Here is a 24,256-nt window from a genome sequence, read left to right as displayed (position 1 = left end):
ATTCTTCATTCTCCATTTTCCATTTGTGAGAGGTTAGAGCTATGAAAATAACAAAGCAAATCAAGATAAGGGACGTATTGGTTGGCGGCGGCGCTCCCATTGCGGTGCAGTCCATGACCAACACGGACACGCGCGACGCGAAGGCTACTCTGGCGCAGATTCGCGCACTGGCGGACGCGGGCTGCGACATTGTTCGCTGTGCCGTGCCGGATATGCAGGCGGCGGAGGCGCTGCGCGAAATCTGCGCCGGCTCGCCGCTGCCGGTGGTCGCGGACATTCATTTTGACTACCGTCTCGCGCTGGCGGCGATTGAGTCCGGCGTGGACAAGATTCGCCTGAATCCGGGCAACATCGGCGGCGCGGACCGCGTACAGGCAGTCGTGAAGGCGGCAAAGGAACGCCATCTGCCAATCCGCATCGGCGTAAACTCCGGCTCGGTCGAGAAGCACATTCTCGAGAAATTCGGCGGGCCGACGCCCGAGGCGATGGTCGAGAGCGCGCTCTATCACGTCGGTCTGCTGAACGACTGCGATTTTGACGACATCTGCATTTCAATCAAGTCATCCTCGGTGCCGAACACCATGCAGGCCTACCTGCTGGCGAGCGAAAAGACCGATTATCCGCTGCACCTCGGCGTTACCGAGGCGGGCACCGAGTACATGGGCACGATTAAGTCGGCTGCCGGCATCGGCGGCCTGCTGGCGCTCGGCGTGGGCGACACCATCCGCGTGAGCCTGACCGATGATCCGGTCAAGGAGGTCTACGCGGCAAAGGCGATTCTCAAGGCTGTCGGCAGAGCGGAAGAGGGCATCAACGTGGTTTCCTGCCCGACCTGCGGCCGCACGCGCATCAATCTTATCGACATTGCCAAAGAGGTCGAGCAGCGCTGCCAGAGCATTCGCGGCAAGAAGATGAAGGTAGCTGTTATGGGCTGCGTGGTAAACGGTCCGGGCGAAGCGCGTGAAGCCGATCTCGGCATTGCGGGCGGAGACGGCGTCGGCCTGATCTTCCGCCGCGGCGAGATCATCAAAAAGGTGCCGCAGGAGCAGCTTGTGGACGCGTTGATGGACGAAATCGCACATTATGAAGGAGAATAATCGTGGCTGGAAAGCTGATTGATATTTTTCAAAACTGCAAATGTGTAAATGAGGAGAAGCACCTTGCCGCAGGCGAGGTGCGTTCTCTGACATTTGGGGATAATAACACGGTGATGGTCGTGGAACTCGGTCTGCACGAGGTTGTCAGCCGCAAGGTGATTGCCAAGGCGGAAAAGCAGATCGCGGACACCTACGGTCTTGACCGCGTGATGATCGAGCCGCGCTACAACATGCCGGGTGAGCTGTCGAACGCGTACATCAAGTCGCTGTATGACGACATGGCGTACCGCATGCCGTCGGCCAAGGGTCTGCTCGACCACACCAAGTGGGAATTTGCGGACGGTGCGCTCCAGATACCGATGGACGAGGTGAGCGAAAAGCATTTCGCAAACGCACTGCGGCATCTGGAGGCGCGTATTCAGCGGGAGCTGGGGAGAAGCTGTCCGGTGCACGCAGTACGCGCGGATGCACAGGATTTTGCACCTGCACCCGAGCAGGAGGAGAGCCGCGAGGAAATTCTGCACAAGGCTGTGGAGCAAGCAGCGGCAGCCGCGGCGGAAACGCCCAAGCCGAAAAAGCCGCGTCCGGCGCCGCAGCAGCACACCGGCTATCAGCGTCCGCGCGCCGAGAAGGTGCGCGAGGACGACCTCATCTTCGGCAAGCTGATTCAGGACCCCATTGTTTCGGTCAACGAGGCGATTGCCGCCTATGATATGGTGACGATTCAGGGCGAGGTGTTCTTCACCGACAACAAGGACATCCACAGCAAGAAAACCGGCAAGGATTACGTCAAGATTGCGTTTGACATGACCGACCGCACCAATTCCGTGCGCGTTTCCAAGTTCCTTGCGGCGGACAAGGCGGGTGATACGGCATCTAAAATCAAGAAGGGTCTGTACTGCACCGTGCAGGGCAAGATGGTGTATGACACCTTTGCCAAGGAGATGGTACTCGAGCCGACCGGCATCGTCAAGGCGAAAAAGCCGGAGCGACGCGACACCTACGAGGGCATGAAGCGCGTGGAGCTGCATCTGCACACCAACATGAGCGCGATGGACGGCATGAGCAGCACCGCGTCTCTGCTGTGCCGCGCCGCCAAGTGGGGACACCGCGCGATGGCGATCACCGACCACGGTGTGGCGCAGGCGTTCCCCGAAGCGCTGCACGCGCAGGAGGGCAAGCAGAAGGACATCATCGGTGACATGAAGATTATTTATGGCATCGAGGCGTACTACATCAATGACGAGAACAGCATTTCGGTCGTGCGCGGCAGGAGCGCCGAGCCGCTCGACGGCACGTTCATCGTATTCGACCTTGAGACCACCGGACTCAATCCGGCGAGCGAGGAAATCACCGAGATTGCTGCTGTGCGCGTTGTGGAGGGCGAGATTCGTGATTCCTTCCAGACCTATGTCAACCCGCACAAGCCGATTCCGCCGGAAATCACCGAGCTGACCGGCATTTCGGACGAGACGGTAGCAGACGCGCCCGACCTCGATAAAGCCGTGCCGGAATTCCTCGCATGGGCAGGCGAGGGACAGTACCCGCTTGTGGCGCACAACGCAGGCTTCGATATGGGCTTCCTGCGGACGGCCTGCCAGAGACTGGGTATCGAGCGGGAGTTTACAAGCATTGATACCCTCGAGATGAGCCGCCTGATGCTGCCGCACATGCACAAGTTCAAGCTGAACATTCTGGCGAAGGAGCTGCAGGTCGGCCCGTTTGAGCACCACCGCGCGAGCGAGGATGCCGCCGTGCTCGGCCGCATTTACGTCAAGCTGCTGAAAAGGCTCAGGGAGGAGATGCACGCGGTTACGACTGCGGATATCAATCCGGTGCTGGCGGCGACGACCGACCGCAAGAACAAGCTGAAAAACCTGCCGCGCTATCACTTTATCATTCTGGTGAAGAACCAGGCGGGACTGCGAAACCTGTATCAGCTGATTTCCAAGAGCTTTCTGGAATATTACAACAAGCGCCCTATTATGCCGCGCAGCGAACTCATTCGTCACCGTGAGGGATTGATTTTCGGCTCCGCGTGTGAGGCGGGCGAGGTGTTCCGCGCATTGACCAAGGGCGAGCCGTGGGAGGAGATCAAGCGGCTGGCGTCGTTCTACGACTATCTGGAGATTCAGCCGATCGGCAACAACAACTTCATGATCGCAAAGGGCATGGCGAAGGACGAGGAGCAGCTGCGCGACTGGAACCGCGATATTCTCCGCCTGGCGGATGAATTGGGAAAACCGTGCTGCGCCACCGGTGACGTACACTTCCTCGAACCCGAGGATGAGGCGTTCCGCCGTATCCTGATGGCGGGTCAGGGCTTCTCCGATGCGGACAATCAGGCGCCGCTGTACTTTAAGAGCACGGATGAAATGCTGAAGGAATTTTCCTATCTCGGTGAGGACCGGGCGTATGAGGTGGTCGTGAAGAACACCAACATGATTGCCGACATGTGTGACGTGATTCGTCCGGTGCCGAGGGAAAACTACCCGCCGCACATCGACGGCTGTGAGGACGATCTGCGCAACATGTGCTATGAAAAGGCCAAGCGTATCTACGGCGATCCGCTGCCCGAGCCGGTGCAGGCGCGGCTTGACCGTGAGCTTGGCTCCATCATCGGCAACGGCTACGCGGTTATGTACATTATCGCGCAGAAGCTGGTTACCAAGTCCCTTGCGGATGGCTATCTGGTCGGCTCGCGCGGTTCGGTCGGCTCGTCGCTCGCGGCGTTCATGTCGGATATCACCGAGGTTAATTCGCTCGCCCCGCACTATCTGTGCCCGGACGACAAATATCTCGAGTGGCACGAGGAATACTCGTGCGGTGTCGATCTGCCTGATAAGATCTGCCCGAAATGCGGCAAGCCGCTCACCAAACAGGGCTTCAACATTCCGTTCGAGACCTTCCTCGGCTTCGAGGGCGACAAGGTGCCGGATATCGACCTGAACTTTGCGGGCGAGTATCAGTCGCGCATTCACTGGTACACCGGCGAGATCTTCGGACACGACCATGTGTTCCGAGCGGGCACCATCGGCACGGTTGCCGAAAAAACCGCGTTCGGCTACGTTAAAAAGTACATGGAGGAGCGCGGCGTTGAGTGCTCCCGCGCGGAGGAAAACCGCCTTGCCGCAGGCTGCACGGGCGTGCGCCGCACCTCGGGTCAGCACCCGGGCGGCGTTGTCGTTGTGCCCAAGGAGATTGAGATTTACGACGTCTGTCCGATTCAGCATCCGGCAGACGACCCGGATTCCGACATCATCACCACCCACTTCGAGTATCACTCCATTGACGCGAACCTGCTCAAGCTGGACGAGCTGGGTCACGATGACCCGACCATTATCAAGCATCTGGAGAACCTCACCGGCGTAAACGCGCAGGAGATTCCGCTCGACGACCCGGAGACCATGAGCCTGTTCCACTCGTGCAAGGCGCTTAAGTACAAGGGCGAAAACCCGGATACCGACCCGATCCTCGGCGACCTCGGCTGTGTGGCGGTGCCCGAGTTCGGCACCAAGTTCGTGCGCGGCATGGTCAAGGAGACGCACCCGTCCACGTTCGCGGAGCTGGTTTCGATTTCCGGCCTGTCGCACGGCACGGATGTTTGGCTCGGCAATGCCGCAGAGCTGGTCCGCAAGGGCATTCCGCTGTCCGGCTGTATCTGCTGCCGAGACGATATTATGAACTACCTGATCCTGCAGGGCGTCAAGCCCAAGCTGTCGTTCAAGACGATGGAGTCCGTCCGAAAGGGCAAGGGACTGACCGAGGAAATGGAAGCCGCCATGAACGAGCAGCATGTGCCCGAGTGGTACATCGACTCGTGCAAGAAGATCAAGTATATGTTCCCGAAGGCGCACGCGGTCGCGTATGTCATGATGGCGTTCCGTATCGCGTGGTTCAAGGTGCATCGCCCGCTCGCGTTCTATTCGGCGTACTTTTCCATCCGCGCGAAAGGCTTTGATGCGTCCTGTATGATCAAGGGCGATAAGGTTTGTCTGGACAAGATGACCGAATTGCGCGGCAAGGAGCGAGATAAGACCATCTCCGCGGCAGAAAAGGATATGATGACGACCCTTGAGGTCTGCCACGAGTTTTACCGGCGCGGATTTACGTTCGAGCCGATGGATGTTTATAAATCGGACGCAACGCGCTTTCTCGTGACGGAAACCGGTTTGATTCCGCCGTTTACGTCCATGCCGGGCATCGGTGAGCAGGCGGCGCTCAGCATCGTGGAGGAGAGAAAAAACGGTAAGTTCCTCTCGGCGGAAGAACTGATCGTCCGGTGCCCGAAGGCGTCCAAGGCGGTCGTCGAGCTGCTCGAGCAGATCGGCGCGCTTGGCTCCATGCCGAAAACAACGCAGATGACCCTCTTTTAGAAAGGTGTGACGATTGTGGCAAAGTACGAAAAGCATCTGACGGGAAATTTTGACGAGCTGCTGGAGCTTGTAACGGACGGCGTGCTGAACGGCAGCATGTCTGCGTCCTACGAGAACGGCTCGGATTGGACAAACGGCACGGTCCGCTGCGCGGTGCGCGTGTTCGAGCGTTACAGCTACATGGGCGGCAACCGCGTCAGCATGAATGTCACTCTGGTCGGCAACGACCGCGACCTGTTTTTCTCCGCCATCACTTCAGGTGGCAGTTCGGCCGTGTTCTTCAAGCTCAATACCCTCGGCGAGGAGAGCTTTCTGGAAAAGCTGGTGCCGATTGTGGAGAACTATGCAAGACGGTAAACATTCGTGCTGGTTCTGCTGGGGAGACAGCGCGCACGCCCTTCTGCGGGAAGCGCAGATATGCTATCCCTCTGTGTTCCCAAAAGCCGAGGTTTTCGGCCCGCAGGACGATCTCAGCGAAGGCACACTGCAAAACTGGAACGATCCGGCGGCGCGTGAGCAGATGCTTCGGGTACGCTATGCGGATTTTGATGCGGACACGTCCGATGCCTTCGTGCGCGAGAACGAGCGGGCGGCGACTGCGCTCGATACCGCGGATGAAATCGTGCTATGGACGGCGCAGGACTGCCCCGCAGAGCGGTGCATGATGCTGTCCCTGATCAACCGCTTGCAGGGAAGGGACGTTCCGATCTGGCTGGTCGAGGTGAGCGAGATGCCGCTCACCGAACTGCGCGAGCCAGAGGGCACGATCGGCGGCGCGACTGCCATCGCCGTCATGATGGATGATAAGATACCGTGGTATTGGCGGCTGTTCCGCCATCCGCTGACGTGGTGGTATCTGCGAAAACGCAAAAAGCTGGCGCGTCAGGAGACCCGCGCGGGCGGCACGGTGCGCTACGGCCTTGTCGGCGAGATGGAGTATCGCGCCGCGCCGTATTTCTGGGAAAAGCGGCGGCGGCTCACCGATGAGGAACGCCGGCGCGCCGCCGAACAGTGGGCGCAGCTTGTGCGTGAGGACGCGATGCTCCGCGCGGTCGTGAATGGGGAGGTGCGCTCGGTCGGTGAGGATTTCTACGACGAGATTATCCTTTCCTGCGTCAGCAAGACAGAAAAAACAGCGGCCGTCGCCATCGGCAGCGCAATGGCAAAGATCGATGCTGAAATGTGCAGCCGCGTCGGTGACCTGCTGATCTACCGCCGTCTGCGCGCGCTGGCAGATGCAGGACGGGTCGCGCTCGTGCGCACCGAGCCGCAGGAGGCTGGCGGCGCACCGTATTGGGGCGTCAGCGTCAAGCGCACCTGCTGAGCGGATGCAAAATAAGGACTTGACAGACCTTGGTTTGATATGGTATCATTTCATCATGATAAAGTGATAAAGGAGCGGCGGAGCCATGAACCGTTTTCGTATTTCCACCCCGGAGGGTACCCGAGACCTGTTATTTTCCTCGTGCCGTGCGCTGCGGCAGACGGAAAATGCTGTACGCGACGCGCTGGAGGAGCGCGGCTACAGTGAGATCATCACCCCGGCGGTTGAGTATTTTGATGTATTTGCACAGGCAAACCCCGAGCTGGATCAGGATCAGATGCTGAAGATCATCGACAAGTCCGGCCGCATTTGCGTGGCGCGTCCGGATAACACCACGCCGATCGCGCGTATTGCAGCCACCCGACTGGATGACGCGGCGCTGCCGGTCCGCCTGTATTACAGCCAGAAGGTGTTCCGTTCGGTGTCCGGCGACCACGGCCACAAGGGCGAATTCCTGCAGGTCGGCGCGGAATTTATCGGCGCGGACGGTCTGGAGGCCGACAAGGACATTCTCACGGCTGCGTTTGCCGCACTCAGCAAGACCGGCGCGGACAACTTCCGCGTAGAGCTTGGTCACGCTGAGATCTACAAGGCGCTGATGGATGAGCTTGGCGCGGATGCACAGTCCGCCGAGGGCATCCGCCGCCTGATCGAAAACAAGTCGTTTGCCGCGCTCGGCGATGCGCTCGAGCCGTTTAAGGGCAAGCCCGCCGCAAAGGCGCTCGGCGCTATGCCGAATCTGTTCGGCGGCATCGAGGTGCTTGACGAGGTCGAGTCGCTCACCGGCAACGTGCGCGTGCTCGGCGCGACCGCTTATCTGCGCCGACTGTATAAGGCACTGGATGAGGCAGGCTACGGCGACCGCATCATGATCGACCTCGGCCTTGTCCACGAGATGGATTACTACACCGGCATCATGTTCCGCGGCTACATCGGCGGCGCAGGCGCGGCCATACTCGCAGGCGGCCGTTACAACGCGCTGTGCGCCAAGTTCGGCAAGGATATGCCCGCGGGCGGCTTCGGTATCGACGTGGAGAGCGTTGCCGACAGCCTTGCAGGACAGAGCCGTCCCGAGGTTGCAACCCGCCGGGATACCGTGCGTATCGCACTGACCAAGGGCCGTCTGGAGAAGAAAACGCTCGCGCTGCTCAAGGCCGCAGGCTACGATATCTCCGAGCTGGAGGCCGGAACGCGCAAGCTCATCTTCACCCTGCCGGACAGCGGCGTGGAGATCGTGCTGAGCAAGGCCGCAGACGTAATCACCTACGTTGAGCACGGCGTGTGCGACATGGGCGTGGTCGGCAAGGATACCATCATGGAAAAGGGCGGCAGCTTCTACGAAATGGTAGACCTCGGCTTCGGCAAATGCCGCTTTGCCCTCGCCACCAAGAAGGGCAAGGACGTGTACGGCGGCTATAAGACCCCGGTTATCGCCACCAAGTATCCGGCGGTCACCAAGGCCTTCTTCAATAAGAAGAATATGGACGTTGAGACCATCAAGATCGAAGGCTCGGTCGAGCTGGCGCCGCTGCTCAAGCTGGCAGACGGCATTGTTGATATCGTGGAGACCGGCACGACGCTCAAGGAGAACGGCCTCGAGGTCGTTGAGGATGTAGCGCCCATCTCGGCAAGAGTTATCGTCAACCTCGCCAGCGCGAAGATGAAGAAGGCAGCGATTCAGAAGGTTATTGCAGAACTGGAAAGTGGCTTGGAGAAGTAAGCCAATACATATATAGCATAAATCATATCCATAGGGCGGGGTGCCCTGCGGAATATTTATACCAATGCCGGTGGACGAAAACGGTTGACACAAAAGGGGAATACCACAATGTTTATGAAAACAGTCCTCGCGGACGGACAGGCAGAGCAGCAGGTCATCCGCGAAATGAAGGCCCGTGCGGCTGGTGCGCGCGGCGATATTGAGCAGATTGTCCGCGGTGTGATGGCGGACGTACAGCAGCGCGGCTGGGATGCGGTCGTGGAGTACGCCGAGCGGTTTGACGGCAAGGCACCGTACATTGTCGAGCCGAAGGTGCTTGACGACGCGTACAACGCCTGCGACCCCAAGCTGATCGCGGCGCTGGAAAAGGCGGCGGCGAACATCCGCGACTACCATGAGCAGATGCTCGTCAAAACGTGGGAGTGGAACCGTTCCAAGGGTGAAACGCTCGGTCAGACCGTGCGCGGGCTTTCGCGTGTCGGCATTTATGTGCCGGGCGGCACGGCAGCGTACCCGTCAAGCGTGCTGATGAACGCCATTCCGGCCAAGGTTGCCGGTGTCGGTGAGCTGATTATGGTCACGCCGCCGACCGAAAACATGTCCAACGAAGTGCTTGCGGCGGCAAAGATCGCGGGCGTGGACACGGTCATTGCCATCGGCGGCACGCAGGCGATTGCCGCGCTGACCTACGGCGCAGGCTTTATCCCGCAGGTGGACAAGATCGTCGGCCCGGGCAACGCCTTTGTTGCGGCAGCCAAGAAGCTGGCGTTCGGCACGGTCGATATTGACATGATCGCCGGTCCGTCCGAGGTGCTTGTCATCGCGGACCACACCGCCAACCCGACCTACGTTGCCGCCGACCTGCTCAGTCAGGCCGAGCACGACAAGCTGGCTTCCGCTGTCCTGCTGACCGATTCCATGGCGCAGGCACAGGCGATTTCCTGCGAGATGGAGCGGCAGGCGAAGCTCCTCCCGCGGTGGGACATCATCAAGGAGAGCGTAGCGAACTACGGCTGCGCCATCGTGTTTGACGACTTGAAGGACGCCTGCAGGATGGCTGATGTGGTCGCTCCCGAGCATCTGGAGGTCGTGACCGCCGCTCCGCGTGAGCTGCTGCCGTACCTGCACAACGCAGGCGCGATCTTCCTCGGTCAGTATGCGCCCGAGCCGCTTGGTGACTACATGGCAGGCCCGTGTCACGTTCTGCCGACCTCGGGCACGGCGCGTTTCTTCTCGCCGCTGTCCACCGACACGTTTTTGAAGAAAACCAGCGTTATCGAGTACACGCGGGACGCGCTCGAAAGCTACGCACAGGATATTATCGCGCTCGCGCAGAGCGAGCATCTGGACGCGCACGCAAACTCCATCGCGGTGCGCTTTGCGGAGGAAAACAACGATGAGAACCGCTGAAATTAAACGAAAGACCAAGGAAACCGACATTTCGCTCAAGCTGACGCTCGAGGGCGGCGACCGCAAAATCGACACCGGCATCGGCTTTTTTGACCACATGCTCAACAGCTTCGCCGTGCATTCCGGCTTCGGTCTGGAACTGACCTGCAAGGGCGATCTGGAGGTGGACGGTCACCATTCGGTCGAGGACTGCGGCATCGCGCTCGGTCAGGCACTGGCGCAGTGCGTCGGTGACAAGGCGGGTATCGCGCGCTTCGGTCAGGCGTTCGTGCCGATGGATGAGGCGCTCGGCTTCTGCGCGCTGGATATTTCCGGACGCCCGTATCTCGTGTTCGACGCACCCATGCCGCAGCCGATGTGCGGTCAGTACGACACCTGCCTGACGGTCGAGTTCATGCGTGCGCTGGCGGTACACGCCGGACTGACGCTGCACCTCAAGTGCGAGTACGGCGAGAACGCGCACCATATTACAGAGGCGCTGTTCAAGGCGCTTGCACGCGCGCTCAAGCAGGCCGTTGCGGTTACCGGCGGTGGCGTTTTGAGTGCGAAGGGTGTTCTCTAAATTTCATAAACATGGTGCCAACCGTTACGGCAGGATGAGGTCATCCCGCCCTGCGGAACAGATTCCGAGAGGTACAACATGAGTTATATTGCAATCGTAGATTATGGCGCAGGCAATCTGATGAGCGTACACAACACGCTCGATTACCTGGGTTATGAAAATAAAATCGCGGCTTCGGCGGACGTGATCGAGAACGCGGCGGGCGTTATCCTGCCCGGTGTAGGCGCGTTTCCGGATGCGATGGCGGCTTTGGAGCACTCTGGTTTGACGGAGGCGGTGCTGAAGGCTGCAAAGGAAAAGCCGTTCCTCGGTATCTGCCTCGGCATGCAGATGCTGTTCGAGGAATCGGACGAGGTGCGTCCGTGCAGGGGCCTGGGTCTGCTGCCGGGACGCATTGAGCGCATTGAGACGAGTCTCAAGCTGCCGCAGATCGGCTGGAATGCGCTGGACATTCTGCGTCCGAATGCCATGACCGAGGGTCTGGAAAACGGCAGCTATGTGTATTTTGTGCACAGCTTCATGGCGCATCCGGCGGACGAAAACGACCTTGCGGCTGTGACGGATTACGGCACGCGCGTGCCTGCTATGGTGGCGCGAGGAAACCTGTTTGGCTGCCAGTTTCACCCGGAAAAGAGCGGTGAAGTGGGACTTGTGATGCTTCGCAACTTTGCAAAACTGACGGAGGTGGAAAAATGAGAGTTATCCCCGCGATTGATTTAAAAGACGGTCAGTGCGTGCGCCTGCAGAAAGGCGACTACGGCACTGCACATAAAGTAGCAGAAAACCCGGTCGAGACCGCACAGCGGTTCCTCGATGCCGGTGCAGACCTTGTACACATGGTTGACCTTGACGCCGCTAAGGACGGCTCGCACGCGAACTACGGCGTGGTGGAGCAGGTCATCCGCGAGACCGGCGCGACCGTGGAGCTTGGCGGCGGCATCCGCTCCATGCAGGATGTGGAGACCGTGCTTGCACTGGGCGTTTTGCGCGTTATCATTGGCTCGGCGGCTGTCCGCGACCCGGAATTCGTAGCCGAGGCTGTAAAGAAGTACGGCGACAAGATTGTTGTCGGCATCGATGCCAAGAGCGAGACCGTCCGCACGGACGGCTGGCTGGGCGACAGCGGTGAGAACTACATCGCGTTCGCGGAGCGCATGGAGTCCATCGGTGTACGCCACATCATCTTCACCGACATTGACAAGGACGGCATGCTCGCCGGTCCGAACTTTGACCAGCTGGCGGCGCTGCGCGCCTCGGTCTCCTGCGAGATCATCGCGTCCGGCGGCGTGTCCACCCTCAAGGATATTGCCGGCCTGAAAAAGCTCGGCATCGACGGTGCTATCGCAGGCAAGGCGGTGTATACCGGCACCCTCGATTTGGCAAAGGCCATCGAACAGGCCAAGTAACCGCCCTACGGTTACGATTGAACCTTCGATTTGAACGGAGTGAAAAACTTGTTAGCAAAACGCATCATCCCCTGTCTGGACGTAAAGGACGGGCGCGTGGTAAAGGGCGTGAACTTTGTCGGGCTGCGCGACGCAGGTGACCCGGTCGAGCTGGCAAAGTTCTACTCGCAGGAGGGCGCGGACGAGATCGTGTTTCTCGACATCACCGCCACGAGCGACAACCGCGACACCATTGCCGACGTTGTGCGCCGCACCTGCCGTGAGGTATTCGTGCCGGTCACGGTCGGCGGCGGCATCCGTACCGTGGACGATTTCCGCGAGATTTTACGCGCCGGTGCAGATAAAATTTCCATCAATTCCTCGGCGGTCAAGAATCCCGATTTGGTGAATGCCGCCGCGGAGAAATACGGCAGTCAGTGCGTGGTCGTGGCGATCGACGCGCGCGCGAACGCCGAAATGCCGTCCGGCTTTGAGGTCTACGTTGCAGGCGGTCGCACCCCGACCGGCAAGGACGCGGTCGCGTGGGCGAAAGAGGTTTACGAGCGCGGCGCGGGCGAGCTCCTGCTGACCTCGATGGACAAGGACGGCACAAAGTCCGGCTTTGACCTGAAGCTGACCAAGGCAGTTGTGGAGGTGGTCGGCATTCCGGTCATCGCGTCCGGCGGCTGCGGCTCGCTCGAGCACTTCTCCGAGGTGTTCGAGAAAACCGGCTGCGATGCTGCATTGGCAGCCAGCCTGTTTCATTATCGGGAACTGACAGTCGGAGAGGTTAAAGAGCACCTGAAAGAGAAGAAGATTCCGGTTAGAAAATAAAGCACAGGCTATACCGTAGGATGCGCCGAGTCGGCGCACCCTGCGGTAAACATGAATCATTATCCTGATAGGGAAGTGAATATTTTGGATTTAAGCAAATTTTTTGTAAAGGCTCCTTTGGTTCCTGTCGTGTGCCAGGATGAGCGCAGCGGCGAAGTCCTGATGCTCGGCTACGCGAACGAGGAGGCCCTGCAGCTAACGATGGACACCGGCACGGCGTGGTTTTTCTCGCGCTCGCGCCAGAAGCTGTGGAACAAGGGCGAGACCTCGGGCAATTTTATCTTTGTCAGCAGGATTCTGTCCGACTGCGACGATGACACGCTCATCTATGTCGGCACGCCCAAGGGTCCGGTCTGCCACACCGGACACCGCACCTGCTTTTTCACCACGCTGTGGGAGAAGCCGGAAGAAAAGTAAAAGGAGAGCAGCATTATGAATTCGTTTGAGCAAATGGAAGCCGTTATTGCGCAGCGCCGCGCCGAGCCGCAGGAAGGCTCATACACCTGCTATCTGTTCGAGAAGGGCATTGACAAGATTCTCAAGAAAGTTGGCGAGGAGTGCGCCGAGACCATCATTGCAGCCAAGAACGGCGACAAGGCCGAGCTGGTCGGTGAGATCAACGACGTATTCTACCACATGATGGTAATGATGAACGAGTGCGGCGTGACCATGGAGGATGTCTGCAAGGAAATGGACATCCGCGCCCAGAAGATCGGCAACCTGAAGAAATTCCACGTTTCCGACCACAATACCTGATAGCTGACAGCATAAGACAGCCCTGTGCATATTTTGCACAGGGTTTGTTGTATTGTTGGCGGGAATATGATATGATGATACAAATACTTGAACAGAGGTGAAACTCATGCGCAGAAAAGACAGAGAAATCACCGGCCGAGAGAACATCGAGCCGATCCTGCAGGCCTGCAAGGTCTGCCGCGTTGCCATGACCGGCACGGACGGCTGGCCGTACGTCATTCCGATGAACTTTGGCTACACCTGGGATGAGGACGGGCTGACGCTCTACTTTCACGGCGGCGTGAAGGGCAAGAAGATTGATTCGCTGAGGGCGGACCCGCGTATCTGCTTTGAGCTGGACTGCGAGGAGGGTCTGACCGGCGAGGGCGACTTGGCCTGCCGGTACAGCTATGCGTTCTCGTCCATCGTAGGCTACGGCAGGGTCGAGTTCGCGGAGGACAATGACGAGAAACGGCGGGGCTTGGACGTTATCATGCAGCACCAGACCGGCCGCATGGGCTGGACGTACACGGACGCGGCTCTGTCCGTCACCGAGGTGATGCGCGTGCGCGCGGAGTCGTTTGAGGCCTCGCGCAAGGCGCCGAAGGGATGAGCATGAAGCATATCGGGACCAAAATTCTGGCAGGCGTGCTGGTGGTGCTGCTGGCGGGAGCGGGCGTGCTGATCTGGCGGAATCTGCCGGAGGATGCACCGCGCCTGCAGGAGCCGGAGGAGACCGTTCGGCAGGAACCGGAGGTGCAGCCGGACACCACAGCGACCCTGTGCGTGGCGGGCGATATTGTGGCGCACATGCCGCTTGTCGCGGATGCGTGGAACGGCGAAGCGTATGATTTTACGCACCTGTTCGCGGATGCAAGGCGGTATTACGAGGCTGCGGATTACACAACGGCCTGTCTGGAGACCACGTTCAACGGTCCGCCGTATTCGGGCTACCCGCAGTTCTGCGCACCGGATGCGCTGGCCTCCGGCCTGAAAACGGTCGGGTTTCACCTGCTCTCCACGGCGAGCAACCACAGCATGGATACCTGGTACAGCGGTCTGGTCCGCACACTGGATGTGCTGGACGCCGCCGGTCTGGAGCATGTCGGCACTTACCGCACACAGCAGGAGCGCGATGCGGTGAAGATCATCGACGTGGGCGGCATCAAACTGGCCATGCTGGCGTACACCTTCAGCACAAACGGCCTGCCGGTGGACAGCGAGCACCCGTACAGCGTCAGCGTCTACACGACCGACTACATGACCGACTGCAGTGTGGTGGATTACGACCTCATCCAGTCGGATCTGGACAAGGCGGGGCAGTCCGGTGCGGATGCGATCGCCGTGTATGTACACTGGGGAAACGAGTACCACACCGAGCCGTCCGAGCAGCAGGAGCAGCTGGCGGACTACCTGTTTGCGCACGGCGCGACACTGGTGCTCGGCGGGCACGCGCATGTGCCGCAGCCGATGGAGCTGCGGACGCTGCCGGACGGACGCACCGGCTATCTGTGCTACTGTCTCGGCAACCTGATCTCTAATCAGTTTGACCCGTACACCAACCTGACGGCGGCTGTCACGCTGACACTCACCAGAAGCGGGGAGACCGGACAGGTGACGGTTTCCGGCGCGGAGTACGCGCCGATGTTCATGCTGCACGCAAGCGACTCCAACGAGGGACGCTACCGCCTGCTGGATATTCGGAAATCCATGCAGGATTTTGAGCAGGGGGATACGTCGGTTGTAAACCGGTCGGTGTATGACCGAATGAAGCAGGGACGTTCCGACCTGCACCGTATCTTCGGCACGGATGAGGTGCTTTCCCTCGCAGCATGAGAAAATGTTTACGGTTTCTTTACATACAGCGCTCGACACTGTGTTGACTTTGCGACACGATGCTGATACAATAAATCTGTACCCAAAATGCACAATCCGCAGAGAAACAGGGAGGAACGGTTCATGCCGGAGGCGAAAAACAACCGCAGAGTACGCTTTACACGGTCTGCGCTGCGTGAAGCCCTGATTGACCTGATTCTGGAGAAGCCGCTGGTCTCTATCACGGTCAAGGATATCTGCGCGAGAGCGGACATCAACCGCTCGACCTTCTACCTGCATTTCAAGGACGTGACCGACATCCTTCGCACGACCGAGGACGAGATCATCGAGCACATGCGCGAGCATGCGCCGATGCACGAACGGGAGTGCCGCGAGCTGCAGGAGATCAAGGAATTCTTTATCGACTTTCTGGAACAGATCCGGAACAATCCGCGCATAATGAAGGTGATTCAGGTGCTGTGCAGCGAGCAGGGAGACCCGTATTTTGTACGCAAGCTGCAGACCATGACGTATGAAGCCTTCCTCGACGGCTGGGATATGCACATGATGCCGGAAATGAGCGAGCAGCGGAAGCTGCTTGTGTTTTCGTATATCATTTCGGGCATGGTATCCATGCTGTCCACCTGGGCGACCAGAGCGCAGGACACGCCGACCGAGCAGGTCGTATCGCTTTTGATGGGGTTGATGTGGCACGGACTGGACTGTTTTGCAGCATCCGACCCTAAAAGTGTTTTTCCGACCGAATAAGCCACTTGACATTTCTGTGGGAAGATGGTATATTATAACTGCTTCGTAAATAAGCAATGTTTTCCGTCGATAGCATTGCAGATCGGCCCTTTTCGGTGTATTCCGGGAAGGGTCGATCACTTTTTATATAAAAATTTGAGGGGGAGAAGGAATTGCACAAACAGGGAGCTTTGCGCGAATTCGGGCACTATGCCGCGATGAACATCCTGGGGATGATCGGCATTTCGTGCTATATTCTCGCGGATACCTATTTCGTTGCGCAGGGACTGGGTTCGCTCGGACTGGCGGCGCTCAACATCGCCATACCGGCGTACAACCTGATGAACGGCATCGGCCTGATGCTCGGCGTGGGCGCGGCAACGCAGTACACGATCGCGCGGGCGCAGAACGATCGGAGACAGGCGGACAGCGTATTCACGCATGCGGCGGCGCTCGGACTGCTGCTCGGACTGCTGTTCCTGCTCGGCGGACTGTGCTTTGCAAAACCGCTCGCGGGCCTGCTCGGCGCGGACGCGCAGACGCTCGGCATGACGACGACCTACCTGCGCATGCTGTGGTGCTTCGGGCCGTTCTTCGTGATGAACAACGTGCTGCTGGCATTCACGCGCAACGACGGTGCGCCGACCGTTGCCATGTGCGGCATGATCGCGGGCAGCCTGTTCAACATCGTGTTCGATTACATTTTCATTTTCCCGTGCGGACTGGGCATGTTCGGTGCGGCGCTTGCGACCGGCTTTTCGCCGTTTGTCAGCATTCTGGTGCTGCTGACGCACCTGCGGAGACCGTCTCGCGGCTTCCATCTCGTCAAAACGCCGTTGCGCGTCAGCCGTGTGCCGAGCCTGTGCGCGCCCGGTCTGTCCTCGCTCATCGGTGAGATCGCCTCCGGCGTGGTGCTGCTGCTGTTCAATCTGGTGCTGCTGCGCCTCAGCGGCAATACCGGCGTGGCGGCTTACGGCGTGGTGGCCAATCTTGCTCTGGTGGGAATCGCTGTCTTTACCGGACTGTGCACCGGCATACAGCCGCTGGTCAGCCGCAGCTCGGGTCTCGGTGACAGGGAACAGCTGCGGCGGCTGTTCCGCTGGGGCATCTGTACTGCGCTTGCGATTGCAGCCGTGCTGTGCGTATCGGTTTTCCTCGGCGCGGAGCCGCTGACGGCGGTGTTCAACAGTGAGCATGACCCGGAGCTTGCCGCTTACGCGGAGAGCGGCCTGCGGATCTACTTCACAGGCTTTTTGTTCGCAGGCGTGAACATGGTCACGGCAGCGTTTTTCAGCGCGTCGGATAAGACCGTGCAGGGCTTTGCCATTTCGCTGCTGCGCGGCGTGATTGCTGTGCCGCCGATCCTGTTCCCGCTCGCGTGGGTGCTCGGCGTCGATGGCGTCTGGCTGACGTTCCCGATGGTGGAGCTGGTCACGGCGGTCGCCGCACTTGTCTGGGCGCGGAAGTACATCGTTGAGAATTAGTAATTGTGCGAGGCAGGAGTTTTCCTCGAAGGCGCAGATTACCGTAGGGGCGGACCAATGTGTCCGCCCTTTTTTAACAATAATCAATCTGTAAAACTGTATAATGTGCCATAAAACAGCGAAAAAGACGTGCATTGCACGTCTTTCGCTTAACAGGATTTCATCTGTATGGTATAATACTGGTGTTGCCCTACTTATTCCCGGCAACGGGAAGGAGGTGCGCCAAGTGAACTTCACCGTATCGTTAATCTGCTCCATTATGGCAAATGTACTTGCACACTACATTTGCAAGTGGCTGGATGAGCAGAAGTAAGGCAACATCAGCCCCGGCTTAAGCCACCGAAAAACGGAATAGAAAACCCCCGGAGACTGGTACTCTCCGGGGGTTTTCGCCAAGTGAACTAATTCATATCGTTGCTTATAGTATAGCACCGATTGCGAAATAATGCAAGCGTTTATCCTGTTAACCTTACAGCTCTTCCACAAGCGCCTTAAACAGCTTGCCGCGTTCCATGAAATTCTTAAAGCGGTCGAACGACGCGCTGGCCGGACTCATGATAACAACATCGCCGCTTTCTGCGCGGGCAGCGGCCTCCTGCACGGCTGTTTCGAGGTTTTCCACCTCGATAATCGGGGGATGCTCGCCCTCGATATTCTCCACGCACTCGCGAATCTTGGGTGCGGTAGCGCCGGTGAGCAGCAGCAGCTTTACATGGTCGCAGATAGGCTGACCGAGCACGTCATACGGGATATGCTTGTCGTAGCCGCCTGCAATGAGAATGACCTTCTGCTGGAAGGAATTGAGGCCTGCAATCGTTCTCGTCGGGCTGGAGGCGATGGAGTCGTTATAGTACTTCACGCCGTCCTTCTCGCGCACGAACTCGATGCGATGCTCAACGCCGCCGAACGTGGTCGCCACGGCGCGGATATCGTCGTCAGAGGCATAACCCTGCACGACAGCGGCCGCCATCATCATGTTGTACACGTTGTGCGCGCCCGGAATGCGGATGTCGGATGCGGGCATCAGCTCACGACGCACACCGCCGTCTGCGATGTAGATCATGCCGTCCTTGAGGAACACGCCGTTGGCCAGCTCCTGCGTTTTGCTGGTGCAGAACAGGTTGCCGGATGCCTTGAGCGAGCGCGTCACCTCATCGTCGAGATTGAGGATCAGCTTGTCGTTTTCGCCCTGATTGCGGTAAATGGCAGTCTTGGCCTGCACATACTCGTCAAAATCCTTGTGGTAGTCCAGATGATTGGGCGTCAGATTGGTGATGGCCGCAATGTGCGGAGAGTGCTTCATGCCCATCAGCTGGAACGAGGACAGCTCGACAACGGCAAGGTCGTTTTCGGTCATCGTGTCCACGCGGGGGAGCAGGGGCGTGCCGATATTGCCGCCGAGATGCACGGTATAGCCCGCGTGCTTCAAAATCTCGCTGACGAGCGTGGTGGTCGTGGTCTTGCCGTCCGAGCCGGTGATGCCGATGATCGGACACGGGCAGACCGCGAAGAAAAGCTCCATCTCGCTGGTGATCTCCGAGCCGTTTGCACGCGCCTTCTCAAGAAAACGCGGGTGAACACCCGGAGTACGGAAGATAACGTCCTCATCGAGCGCATCAAGATAATGCGGGCCGAGAACGAAGTCTACGCCGAGGGTAGCGAGGGTAGCATAGCCGTCGCCAAGCTCGGTGGGTTCTTTTTTGTCATGCACGGTAACGCGCACGCCTGCAGCGCGCAGCATACGGATGAGCGGCATATTGCTCACGCCCGCGCCGATTACGCCGACCCGCTTATCCGACAGGCCGCCGAGGTATTGTTCTAATGCTGTCATAAATGCGTAACACCGCCTTTGTACGAGGAACAGTATACATGATTTTTCATGATTTTGCAAGTCCGGTTTGACGGCAGGCGATTTTTACGGTATAATGCTATTTATGACTGGTGCAGACGGTCGCGTGCCTTCGGGCATGAGGAAAGTCCGGGCTGCACAGGGCAAGGATAACGGATAACGTCCGCCGAGGGTGACCTTAGGAATAGTGCAACAGAGATATACCGCCGTTTTTGAACGGTAAGGGTGGAAAGGCGAGGTAAGAGCTCACCACGTCCCATGGCAACATGGGAGGTCTGTAAACTCTATCCGCAGCAACGCCGACTGGGACCACGATTGGCCCGATCGTCCCGACTGGCGGCTTGAGATGCACGGCAACGTGCATTCGAGATAGATGACCGTCCACGACAGAACCCGGCTTACGCACCAGTCATGCCATAGCACCGCAGATTTTTCTGCGGTGCTTTTTTTTACCTTCTGCAGAAATGGAGAATCGAAAATTAACACTATCGTGTAACCTTCTTCATGTATTTCCATAAAAATTGCCGTTGCATTTTGTCGCTTTCTCCATATCCTGCGTCGGAAAAATTTGTTATACTTGAGGCAGGATAGGGAGGTGCATTTTATGAAAGGACTGGGAAAACGAATCCTTGCGATGGCGGCTGTGACGGCGGTCTGTGTGTGGGCGGCGGGCAAATCGAGTTACGCGGTAAAACCGTACCGACTGGATGAGGACACGCTTGCACAGCAGGTACAGGTGTTTGCGGAACAGGACCCGACAGAGTTCTACGGCAGGACGATATATGACGGCGTTATTATCGGCGATCGAGCGTTCTATGTGTTCACGCAGCAAGCAGGTTATGTGAGCATGAAGGACGGCGTACAGTGGGACTGCCTTTTGGGTCTCTGGCAGGCTTCTCCGAACTGGGTTGGCGACTGGACGATTGAGGGCGGTTCATACTCCGTTGATGAGAAATTCGGCTATGAAGTCATCGGCTGCGGCGGTCATAATTTCCTGCTGCTGTACGGCCTGAACTTCGACCAGCCGGTCGCAAGGGTGACATTCGACTGGTACGGAAAGGCTTACGAGCTGCAAAGCAACAGCGAAAACCCGTGTTTTCTGCTCTGCACCGAGCTGGGCGATGCACTGCCGGACGAATGCATGGACGATGAATACATGATCAGACTGGGAAATTTCCGCTTTTACACGAAAACCGGCGAGGAGATCACAAACCGGTATGACAAATACGGCGGCTCGATAGACTGGTCGGATATTACCGTTGTCGGCAGCATCGGCACGATTTACAAAGAAACCTGAATGCAAAGCACCTGCCTATCCCGCAGGTGCTTTTTCGGTTTGGCGCACTCCTGCCGCCTCACTCCTATCTCCAGCCTTGCAGAAGCTCTTCGCTCTCAGCGCTTAACTCTTGCTTATAGATAGGGAAATGTGTTATAATAAAATTTAATTGGACAAACACAAGGGAGGAATCACTGTTATGATGATCGAATGTCCGCACTGTCATATGGAAACCGAACACAAGGTGATCGACCATATCAATATCGACCGAAATCCCGAGCTGCGGGCAAAGGTACAGGATCTGTCTGTCTTTCGTGTAAAATGTCCAAACTGCGGCGAGACCGTGCTCGCCGTACACCCGTGTCTGTACCATGACATGGCAAACCAGTTTATGGTATGGCTGTGGACCGAGGACGGTCAGGTTCCCAAGGCGGAATTTGATCCGCTGGCAGGCTACACCCTGCGCGTGACCGACAGCCTCAACACCTTCCGTGAGAAGATCAACATTCTCGAGCGCGGTCTGGATGACCGTACCATCGAGATCATGAAGCTGCTGCTGTTTGCACAGCTTAACCGCGACCTCGATGTTGTCGAGCTGCTGTTCCACGAGCTGGACGAGCGCACGGGTGATTTCCGCTTCGTGGCCGTGCTTTCCGACGGCGCGGAGCAGTATGCCGCCATGCCGGGCGCGGCGTATCAGCGCCTGCATGCGGATGTGGAAACCTATCTGTACACGCCGGGCGGCGAGTTCTCGCGCATTGATATGACGTGGGCGCATCAGGCACTCGAGCTGCTGCACGAGATGGGCTGACGGTTTACCTTCTTCGCAGGGCATAAAAAAGGATGTGCCGTTTGACACATCCTTAGATTTTTTCATTCTCAGCCGATAAGCAGCTGCACCAGCGTACCGCCGATCACGGCGGTGGCAAACGTTGCCGCGATGACCGGCAGGGCGCGATGACGGCCTTCCTTCTCCTCGAGAAGAACGATGTAGCCGAAGCCTGCGCCGGTGGAAAGACCGGCAACCAGAGCGCCGAAGCTGATCGTGCCGCCGACAAACAGCTCGCTGAGCAGCACGCTCATCGCACAGCTCGGAATCAGACCGAGCACCGCGCACAGCAGAGGCTGGAAGATGCTGTTGGTCAGCATGAGGGAAGCCACGCGCTCCTCACCGATGCCGTGCACGACCATGTTGAGCGCGAACAGCACGACAAACAGGAAGATGGTGGTCTTGATGGTGTGGGACAGGATGTTCGCCACCGGCGAGGTCTCACAGCCGCAGTCGCCCATCTCGATCTCAAGCGGGCCGTCGGTTCCGGCCTTGTGCTTATGGAACACGGTGCAGCGCAGAACATAGCCGCCGATGACCGCGATCGCAAACTTGACCACGAGCAGCAGCACCACCTGCTGTACGCTTGCGCCGCCTGCCAGCATGATGGGCACCGCCTCATCCGAGGTGGCAAGGAACACGGCAACCAGCGTTGCCGGTGCAAGAAAGCCTGCCGAGAACAGCGCGGACGCTGCCGCGGAAAATCCGCACTGGGGAATGGAGCCGGCGAGCGCGCCGACCACAGGACCGAACTGCGCCGCACGCGAGAGCAGCTCCGGCGTATTGGTCAGCCGGTTTTCAATGTAGTACAGCAGTGCATACACGACCAGCAGCAGCGGTACGGTCTTGAGCACATCGAAAAATGCTTCCGGCAGAACGTGATGAATAATTTCTAACAAATAGGTCACCTCATAGTTGATCTGTGGGTTGATAACATTCGTGTTGTCTCAGAGACAATTACAATAAGTATAGCATAGAACCCAGTCCGCAGGCAAGCGGGATTTGCCGGACTGCATACCAAAGATAGCAAAAGGAATCGAATATTTACCATGAAATTTAACGAACTCAAGTTGGAGAAAAACATCCTCAAAGCACTGAAGGAGGCAGGCTATTCCGAGCCGACGCCCATTCAGCAGCAGGCGATACCGCCGGTGCTCGAGGGCCGCGACCTGATGGGCTGCGCCCAGACCGGCACGGGCAAGACCTGTGCGTTCGCAGTGCCGATCATCCAGCGCCTGGCAAAGAGCGAGGGCAGAAAGGGCACCATCCGTGCGCTCATCCTCACGCCGACGCGCGAGCTTGCGCTGCAGATTTACGAAAACGTGTGCCAGTACGCGCGCTACGTGCCGTGCAGTGCGGCGGTCATCTTCGGCGGCGTATCGCAGGTGCCGCAGGTCGAGGCGATCGAACGCGGTGTGGATATTCTCATTGCCACGCCGGGCCGTCTGTGGGATCTGATGGGTCAGAAGATCGTAAAGCTGGACAAGGCAGAGTTTTTCGTGCTCGACGAGGCCGACCGCATGCTCGATATGGGCTTTTTCCCGGATGTCAAGCGCATCGTCAAGTTCCTGCCGAAAAAGCGACAGACCCTGCTGTTTTCGGCGACCATTCCGGCGGAGATTGCCGATCTGGCAGAGAAAATGCTGCATGAGCCGGAGCATATCTCGGTAACGCCGAGCGCAAAACCGGCGGACAAGATCGAGCAGCAGCTTTATTTTGTAGAAAAGCAGGAAAAGAGGGAACTTCTGCCGGATATCATCCGTCAAAGCAATGTACACCAGGTTCTGGTGTTCACCCGCACCAAGCACGGCGCAGACCGGGTCGCGCGCGACCTCAACCGTGCGGGCATCAAGACCAAGTCCATCCACGGCGATAAGTCGCAGAATCAGCGTCAGCGTGCGCTCGCGGACTTTAAGGAGTGCAAGATCGCGGTTCTGGTTGCGACCGACATTGCCGCGCGCGGCATCGACATCAACGACCTGCCGCTCGTTATCAACTTTGACCTGCCGAACATTCCGGAAACCTATGTACACCGTATCGGCCGCACCGGCCGTGCCGGTCAGGAGGGCACCGCGATTTCCTTCTGCGACCGCTCCGAGCGTCCGTACCTCAAGGATATCGAAAAACTGATCGGCAAGCGCATTCCGGTTGCCGGTGAGATTCCGCACGAGGAAAAGGAGGAGGAGAAGCGCGAGTCCGGTCAGCGCAGGACGACCAACAAGCGCTCCCGCCGCAAGCCGGTCTCCGAGAACGCCACCGCCGAGGAGGTCGCCGCAGACGTTGCCCGCGAAAAGGAAGCCAAGAAGAAGGCGCGTCAGGCGAGAGCGAATGCCAAGCGTCCGTCCCGCCGCGAGAAGGCTGCCGAGAAGCAGACCGAGCAGCAGGCGAAGGCAGCTGCGCCGCGCTCCCGCAAGGGCAGAAACGACCGAAACGACAGAAATGATTCGAGCCGCAGAGGCCGCCGAAACGACCCGTACGCCCGCTTCGAGAAGAACGAGCCGCGCGTAGATGCCCACACGCCGAGCCGCGCGTATGCGCTCAGCGATGAGGCTGCCGCGCGCATCCGCAGGAAGGTCGAGGCCGCACTGGCCGCTCGTGCCGCAAAGGCGGACGGCAAGGCCGCTCCGCAGCAGGAGAAGAAGGGCAGGGGACACGGCAGTAGGTCTGCGCAGAAGCCCGCACCGCAGCAGAACAAGACGGCACAGAGCAAGACGACCAATCACCGTCATAGACGCCGCCGCACCCCGAACAACAACCGTAAAGGTTAAGAGATAGTGATAGAGACAAACCCGAACCGTATCCCGCGGTTCCCG

Annotated in this window: 21 protein-coding genes and 1 other RNA gene; 20 read left to right on the top strand and 2 right to left on the bottom strand. The window is 58.6% G+C overall.

Annotated elements, in window-relative coordinates:
- The first annotated feature begins 41 nt into the window (after nt 1-41).
- The 16 genes from ispG to PG722_RS00630 all read left to right on the top strand — a co-directional run bounded on the left by ispG (nt 42) and on the right by PG722_RS00630 (nt 17,489).
- Nucleotides 42-1,097 carry a flavodoxin-dependent (E)-4-hydroxy-3-methylbut-2-enyl-diphosphate synthase gene (gene ispG, locus PG722_RS00710; RefSeq protein ID WP_116704963.1) on the top strand — a complete coding sequence of 352 codons (1,056 nt, stop codon included), beginning with the start codon at nt 42-44 and terminating at the stop codon, nt 1,095-1,097.
- 2 nt (nt 1,098-1,099) lie between these two features.
- Nucleotides 1,100-5,473, top strand: a complete 4,374-nt coding sequence (locus PG722_RS00705; protein ID WP_270579360.1) for a PolC-type DNA polymerase III — start codon at nt 1,100-1,102, stop codon at nt 5,471-5,473.
- A gap of 6 nt (nt 5,474-5,479) precedes the next feature.
- A complete protein-coding gene (locus PG722_RS00700) occupies nt 5,480-5,830 on the top strand; it encodes a DUF6054 family protein (RefSeq protein ID WP_330674649.1) in 351 nt (116 codons plus the stop codon).
- Nucleotides 5,817-6,797 (top strand): DUF3658 domain-containing protein, encoded by a 981-nt coding sequence (locus PG722_RS00695; RefSeq protein ID WP_270579359.1) that lies wholly within the window; start codon nt 5,817-5,819, stop codon nt 6,795-6,797. Before PG722_RS00700 ends, PG722_RS00695 begins: the two co-directional genes overlap by 14 nt.
- A gap of 85 nt (nt 6,798-6,882) precedes the next feature.
- Complete coding sequence (gene hisZ, locus PG722_RS14125; RefSeq protein ID WP_442867808.1) at nt 6,883-8,517, top strand: ATP phosphoribosyltransferase regulatory subunit; 1,635 nt, start codon at nt 6,883-6,885, stop codon at nt 8,515-8,517.
- A gap of 108 nt (nt 8,518-8,625) precedes the next feature.
- Nucleotides 8,626-9,927 (top strand): histidinol dehydrogenase, encoded by a 1,302-nt coding sequence (hisD, locus tag PG722_RS00680; RefSeq protein ID WP_270579358.1) that lies wholly within the window; start codon nt 8,626-8,628, stop codon nt 9,925-9,927.
- Complete coding sequence (gene hisB, locus PG722_RS00675; protein ID WP_270579356.1) at nt 9,914-10,489, top strand: imidazoleglycerol-phosphate dehydratase HisB; 576 nt, start codon at nt 9,914-9,916, stop codon at nt 10,487-10,489. The genes hisD and hisB overlap by 14 nt, the downstream gene beginning before the upstream one ends.
- A gap of 78 nt (nt 10,490-10,567) precedes the next feature.
- Nucleotides 10,568-11,185, top strand: a complete 618-nt coding sequence (gene hisH, locus PG722_RS00670) for an imidazole glycerol phosphate synthase subunit HisH (RefSeq protein WP_270579355.1) — start codon at nt 10,568-10,570, stop codon at nt 11,183-11,185.
- The gene (hisA, locus tag PG722_RS00665) at nt 11,182-11,895 is read left to right on the top strand and encodes a 1-(5-phosphoribosyl)-5-[(5-phosphoribosylamino)methylideneamino]imidazole-4-carboxamide isomerase (protein WP_270579354.1); all 714 of its coding nucleotides are present in this window, start codon (nt 11,182-11,184) and stop codon (nt 11,893-11,895) included. Before hisH ends, hisA begins: the two co-directional genes overlap by 4 nt.
- A gap of 48 nt (nt 11,896-11,943) precedes the next feature.
- A complete protein-coding gene (gene hisF, locus PG722_RS00660) occupies nt 11,944-12,708 on the top strand; it encodes an imidazole glycerol phosphate synthase subunit HisF (RefSeq protein WP_270579353.1) in 765 nt (254 codons plus the stop codon).
- Nucleotides 12,709-12,792: 84 nt separating this feature from the next.
- Nucleotides 12,793-13,125: a phosphoribosyl-AMP cyclohydrolase gene (gene hisI / locus PG722_RS00655; protein ID WP_270579352.1), complete on the top strand. Its 333-nt coding sequence runs from the start codon at nt 12,793-12,795 to the stop codon at nt 13,123-13,125.
- Nucleotides 13,126-13,140: 15 nt separating this feature from the next.
- Nucleotides 13,141-13,464, top strand: a complete 324-nt coding sequence (hisE, locus tag PG722_RS00650; protein WP_110436493.1) for a phosphoribosyl-ATP diphosphatase — start codon at nt 13,141-13,143, stop codon at nt 13,462-13,464.
- A 106-nt stretch (nt 13,465-13,570) separates the two neighbouring features.
- The gene (locus PG722_RS00645) at nt 13,571-14,056 is read left to right on the top strand and encodes a pyridoxamine 5'-phosphate oxidase family protein (RefSeq protein WP_270579351.1); all 486 of its coding nucleotides are present in this window, start codon (nt 13,571-13,573) and stop codon (nt 14,054-14,056) included.
- Between the two features lie 2 nt (nt 14,057-14,058).
- A complete protein-coding gene (locus PG722_RS00640) occupies nt 14,059-15,279 on the top strand; it encodes a CapA family protein (RefSeq protein ID WP_270417729.1) in 1,221 nt (406 codons plus the stop codon).
- Between the two features lie 123 nt (nt 15,280-15,402).
- On the top strand, nt 15,403-16,026 hold the full coding sequence (locus PG722_RS00635) for a TetR/AcrR family transcriptional regulator (RefSeq protein WP_270579350.1): 624 nt from the start codon (nt 15,403-15,405) through the stop codon (nt 16,024-16,026).
- A gap of 152 nt (nt 16,027-16,178) precedes the next feature.
- Nucleotides 16,179-17,489 carry an MATE family efflux transporter gene (locus tag PG722_RS00630; RefSeq protein WP_270579349.1) on the top strand — a complete coding sequence of 437 codons (1,311 nt, stop codon included), beginning with the start codon at nt 16,179-16,181 and terminating at the stop codon, nt 17,487-17,489.
- A gap of 469 nt (nt 17,490-17,958) precedes the next feature.
- On the opposite strand, the gene murD is transcribed toward PG722_RS00630, so the two are convergent.
- Nucleotides 17,959-19,320, bottom strand: a complete 1,362-nt coding sequence (gene murD / locus PG722_RS00625) for a UDP-N-acetylmuramoyl-L-alanine--D-glutamate ligase (RefSeq protein WP_270579348.1) — start codon at nt 19,318-19,320, stop codon at nt 17,959-17,961.
- Between the two features lie 104 nt (nt 19,321-19,424).
- Between murD and rnpB the strand changes: the two genes are divergently transcribed.
- From rnpB to PG722_RS00610, 3 genes are all read left to right on the top strand, one after another.
- Nucleotides 19,425-19,754: RNase P RNA component class A (gene rnpB / locus PG722_RS00620), an RNA gene on the top strand.
- Between the two features lie 188 nt (nt 19,755-19,942).
- Nucleotides 19,943-20,635, top strand: a complete 693-nt coding sequence (locus PG722_RS00615) for a hypothetical protein (protein WP_270579347.1) — start codon at nt 19,943-19,945, stop codon at nt 20,633-20,635.
- 178 nt (nt 20,636-20,813) lie between these two features.
- Nucleotides 20,814-21,425: a CpXC domain-containing protein gene (locus PG722_RS00610; RefSeq protein WP_116704948.1), complete on the top strand. Its 612-nt coding sequence runs from the start codon at nt 20,814-20,816 to the stop codon at nt 21,423-21,425.
- A gap of 68 nt (nt 21,426-21,493) precedes the next feature.
- Here the strand turns inward: PG722_RS00610 and PG722_RS00605 are convergent, their stop codons facing one another.
- Nucleotides 21,494-22,342 carry a putative manganese transporter gene (locus PG722_RS00605; protein ID WP_270579346.1) on the bottom strand — a complete coding sequence of 283 codons (849 nt, stop codon included), beginning with the start codon at nt 22,340-22,342 and terminating at the stop codon, nt 21,494-21,496.
- A 150-nt stretch (nt 22,343-22,492) separates the two neighbouring features.
- Here PG722_RS00605 and PG722_RS00600 point away from each other — a divergent pair, with 150 nt between their 5' ends.
- Nucleotides 22,493-24,211, top strand: a complete 1,719-nt coding sequence (locus PG722_RS00600; protein ID WP_270579345.1) for a DEAD/DEAH box helicase — start codon at nt 22,493-22,495, stop codon at nt 24,209-24,211.
- The last annotated feature ends 45 nt before the right edge of the window (nt 24,212-24,256 follow it).

The sequence above is a fragment of the Butyricicoccus sp. OF27-2pH9A genome, assembly GCF_027693185.1.
Classification (GTDB): Bacteria; Bacillota; Clostridia; order Oscillospirales; family Butyricicoccaceae; genus Agathobaculum; species Agathobaculum butyriciproducens.
This window is presented reverse-complemented; position numbering and strand designations above follow the sequence as displayed.